Below are 4,183 nucleotides of genomic sequence, written 5' to 3' on the forward strand. Positions count from 1 at the left end.
CTCTTGGTCTTCCTCGACCATCCCGGTGCCGTCGAACCGACCAACAACGGCTCGGAACGGCTGCTGCGTCCGGCCGTGGTCCAAAGGAAGATGACCAACGGCTATCGCGCGATGTGGGCCGCTGCGGGCGAGGCCGACATCCGCACCGTCGTCGATACCGCGCGCCTCACAGGCAGCACCTCCTTCGGCACCATCCTCAAAACCGTTGGCGCCTGAACCCAGCGGCCACAGGGGTGGGTAATTACGCTCAAGACCCTACGCGGCCTCACGCCATGCAAGGCGACCTGCTGAGCCTAGGCAGACGATCCAAGCCAATTCAGATACGATCCAACCCATCCCACCACGGGACTGAACAGATAGATCGGCCTCGTTTCAATCAAACAGATGATGAATCTTCGGTGAAACTTAGGCATAGGTCGAGCCTGCCGATGATCTAGCATCGGCGATTTTTTGGTCGAATGCGGTGACCATGCCCGACCCTAGTTTCACTGTCGCCATTGACTTCGAGTCGGTTCGGACTGCGACCCAGAATGCGAGCGAGGAAGCACATCTCGTGCGCTTCAACCAGCACATCGTCGCAGTGCTGCTGCCGGCCGAGACAGGATGGTTCCTGCAAATGGGTTTCGGTCCGTGTGAGCAGGAGGGGTTGGTGTTTCAGAGCCTAACCGCCGCCGAGGCTTGGGTCAGGGCCTGCCTCCAGGGCGCGACAGCCTCCAGCATTATCTGAAAAATCCGGTCTCGAAGCTTGAGGCCCACACATTTGCTACGCTTTGTGTCGGAGAGTCTATTTCCTTCCAAGTCCGGTTCAGTGCATTGTCAACCAAAAGCGGGAAGAAAGTCCGACCTACCTGTGAACGTGCCTCTCCTGACCTCACTCGAACGCATTGGATGTGGAGGCATTATCCTAGCTACCGATGGCAGCGTCGTCGCGGTCAATGCCACCGCCCATGCTATCTTGCAGACGATATTCGGCAGGGCCAAGATTGCCGAAGCCGATCTTCTGGCGTCTGGCCGGGAATTGATCAAGCGGCTGCTGACCCGCGGCAAGACCCGGATCAAGCTCGATAGTGAGGATTGGGTGTTGATCGAACGCCCTGATTGCCGTCCCCTGGTGATGCACGCGATTCCGACCGTGGTGCAGAACTTAGATGGGCCACATACTATTCTGATCCTGATCGACCTCGACGATACACCGCAGGTCTCACCTGCGACGTTGGAACGGATCTTTGGCCTGACGCGAACGGAAGCCAAACTGGCGGTGCTGCTTGCCAGCGGTGCGAGCACGAGCGAGGCAGCGGGGCTACAGGGTGTCAGTGTAGCCACCGCGCGAAGTCAGCTGGCAGCAATTTTCGTTAAGACCCGTACAACCCGGCAGGCCGAGCTCGTGCGCTTGCTCGTCCGGCTGGCTATCCTGCCATGACCGCCTCTGAGAGCAATAGACGCACTCCGAGTCTCGACCAGTTTGGGACGCTGGGACAAGTTTTTGGGACGATGCGACCATTGACAAAAAATAATTGCCTGATCTCAAAGTTATTATGCATTTCTACATAAAATGAATGATGCTGGTGGCGATCCCGCAGGTTAGATCGGGCCTCGATTTCCGAGAGGTGGGGCTCGATGCTGTCAGGGGCGGGGAAGGCGATGGGACGACAGGTGGGGGCCGGCGCGAGCGAGTTGCGCGCGGCGCTCGACCAGTGTCGGACCGCCTTTATCGGTGCCGCGGCGATGAGCGGACTGATCAACGTCCTGTATCTCACCGGCTCGTTCTTCATGCTTGAGGTCTACGACCGGGTGATCCCGAGCCGTTCGGTGCCGACGCTGATCGGCCTGATGGTGCTGGCGCTGGCACTGTACGCGTTCCAGGGGGCGTTGGAGATGCTGCGCGCCCGCATCCTGGCGCGGACCGGGGCCAGCCTTGATGAAGCCCTGAGTGATCGGGTGTTCGACCTGGTGGTGCAAGCCCCGCTGAAGGGCGCGATGCCGGGCGACGGGCTGCTGCCGCTGCGCGATCTCGATGGCCTGCGCGGGTTCATGTCCGGCTCCGCGCCGGGCGCGTTCTTCGACCTGCCGTGGATGCCGATCTACCTGTTCATCTGCTTCCTGTTCCATCCGCTGATCGGCGTCGCCGCCCTGGTCGGCGCCGTGGTGCTGGCCGGCATGACCCTGCTGACTGACCGCGCCACGCGGCAACCGTCGCAGACCTCGACCAGCCACGGCATGCGCCGCAACGGTCTGGCCGAGGCCGGTCGACGCAATGCCGAGGTGCTCGCGGCGATGGGGATGCAGGGGCGCTTCGCCACGCGCTGGGCCGAGGCCAACCGCGACTACCTGCGCGCGCAGCAGAGCGTCTCCGATGTCGCCGGCGGCTACGGCACCGGCTCGAAGGTGTTCCGCATGGCGCTGCAGTCAGGCGTGCTCGCGCTCGGCGCCTGGCTGGTGATCAACAACATGGCCACCGGCGGCATCATCATCGCCTCCTCGATCCTGGTGTCGCGAGCGCTGGCGCCTGCCGAACTCGCGATCGCCAACTGGAAGGGCTTCGTCCAGGCGCGCCAGAGCTGGGCCCGGCTCTCGGACCTGCTCGCGCGCATCCCGGCTAGCCCGACCCTGCATGCGCTGCCGGCGCCGCAAGCCAGCCTCACCGTCGAGAGCGTCAGCGTGGCCCCGCCCGGCGTCTCGCGGGTCGTGGTTCAGGATCTCAGCCTCAGCCTGCGCGCCGGACAGGGGCTCGGGATCATCGGCCCCTCGGCCTCGGGCAAGTCCTCGCTGGTGCGGGCGCTGGTCGGGGTCTGGCCGGCGATCCGCGGCAAGGTCCGCCTCGACGGAGCCGCCCTCGATCAATGGTCGAGCGCAGCGCTCGGCCCCCATCTCGGCTTCCTGCCGCAGGAGGTCGAGCTGTTTGCCGGCACGGTGGCCGAGAACATCGCCCGGTTCGATCCGGCCGCCGCTTCCAGTGCGGTGATCGCTGCGGCGCAAGCCGCCGGCGTGCACGAGCTCGTGCTGCGTCTGCCCGAGGGCTACGACACCCGGATCGGCGAAGGCGGAGCCGGGCTCTCGGCCGGGCAGCGCCAGCGCATCGGTCTGGCGCGTGCGCTGTACGGCGACCCCTTCCTGGTGCTCCTCGACGAGCCCAACGCCAACCTCGATACCGAAGGCGAGAACGCGCTGACCCAAGCAATTCTCGGGGTACGGCGCCGCGGCGGCATTTGCATCGTGGTGGCGCACCGCCCGAGCGCGCTCGCCGCCGTCGACCTGATCCTGATGATGGCTGACGGCCGGGCCCAGGCCTTCGGACCGAAGGACGAGGTGCTGAAGCGCGTGCTCCAGACGGTGCCGGCCCAGGCCGCGCCGATCGCACCCCAGCCGGCCCAGGCCGTGATGGTGCCCCGCGCAGCGCCGGGAGCCCTGTGAGATGAACACGGTCCCGATGCCGATGGGCTTTGCGCCCGCGCGTTCCGCGCCGAGCGCGCAAGCCTCGATCCGCCGCCATCTGGCCGTCGCGCTCGGGCTCGGCGTCGCCCTGGTGGTCGGGGTCGGCGGCTGGGCGACCTTCACCCAGATCTCCGGCGCGGTGATCGCCCCGGGCCAGCTCGTGGTCGAGTCCGACGTCAAGAAGGTGCAGCACCCGACCGGCGGCGTGGTGGGACAGCTGCTCGTGCGCGAAGGTCAGGCGGTGAAGGCCGGGCAGGTGCTGATCCGTCTCGACGAGACCCAGACCCGGGCCAACCTCGACGTGGTGCTCAAGGCGCTCGACGAGCTTGCCGCCCGGGGTGCGCGCGACGAGGCCGAGCGCGACGGCGCCGACGCCATCGTGTTCCCGGCACCGCTTACCGCGCGCAAGGCCGCCGACCCGACGGTGGCCCACCTCATCGACGGCGAGAGCCGGCTGTTCGCCTCCCGGGTGAAGGGCCGCGAGGGCCAGAAGGCGCAGCTGCGCGAGCGCGTGGCCCAGCTCGGCCAGGAGATCGGCGGACTGACCCAGCAGGCGGGCGCCAAGGAGCGCGAGATCGCGCTGATCCAGAGCGAGCTGAAGGGCGTGCGCGAACTCTACGCCAAGAACCTGGTGCCGCTGTCGCGGGTGACGGTGCTGGAGCGGGACGGTGCCCGGCTCGAAGGCGAGCGCGGCCAGCTGATCGCCCAGACCGCCTCGACCAAGGGCAAGGTCGCCGAGACCGAGCTGCAG

4 protein-coding genes and 1 pseudogene are annotated in these 4,183 nt (G+C 66.3%); all 5 read left to right on the forward strand.

Annotated elements, in window-relative coordinates:
• A pseudogene (locus MFF13_RS22970) lies at positions 1–216 on the forward strand (IS66 family transposase); the annotation flags it as partial.
• A gap of 247 nt (positions 217–463) precedes the next feature.
• Positions 464–727: a hypothetical protein gene (locus tag MFF13_RS22975; protein WP_238273026.1), complete on the forward strand. Its 264-nt coding sequence runs from the start codon at positions 464–466 to the stop codon at positions 725–727.
• Positions 728–850: 123 nt separating this feature from the next.
• The gene (locus MFF13_RS22980) at positions 851–1,420 is read left to right on the forward strand and encodes a helix-turn-helix transcriptional regulator (RefSeq protein WP_238273027.1); all 570 of its coding nucleotides are present in this window, start codon (positions 851–853) and stop codon (positions 1,418–1,420) included.
• Positions 1,421–1,641: 221 nt separating this feature from the next.
• Entirely contained in the window at positions 1,642–3,411 is a 1,770-nt protein-coding gene (locus MFF13_RS22985; RefSeq protein WP_283205835.1) for a type I secretion system permease/ATPase, read from the forward strand.
• A gap of 1 nt (position 3,412) precedes the next feature.
• Positions 3,413–4,183: HlyD family secretion protein (locus MFF13_RS22990; protein ID WP_373322597.1), on the forward strand; the 771-nt coding region annotated here is incomplete at its 3' end.

The sequence above is a fragment of the Methylobacterium cerastii genome (assembly GCF_022179125.1).
GTDB lineage: Bacteria > Pseudomonadota > Alphaproteobacteria > Rhizobiales > Beijerinckiaceae > Methylobacterium > Methylobacterium cerastii.

Coding starts and splice junctions, on each gene's coding strand:
- MFF13_RS22985 (WP_283205835.1), top strand. CDS start 1,642: ATGGGACGACAGGTGGGGGCCGGCGCGAGCGAGTTGCGCGCGGCGCTC.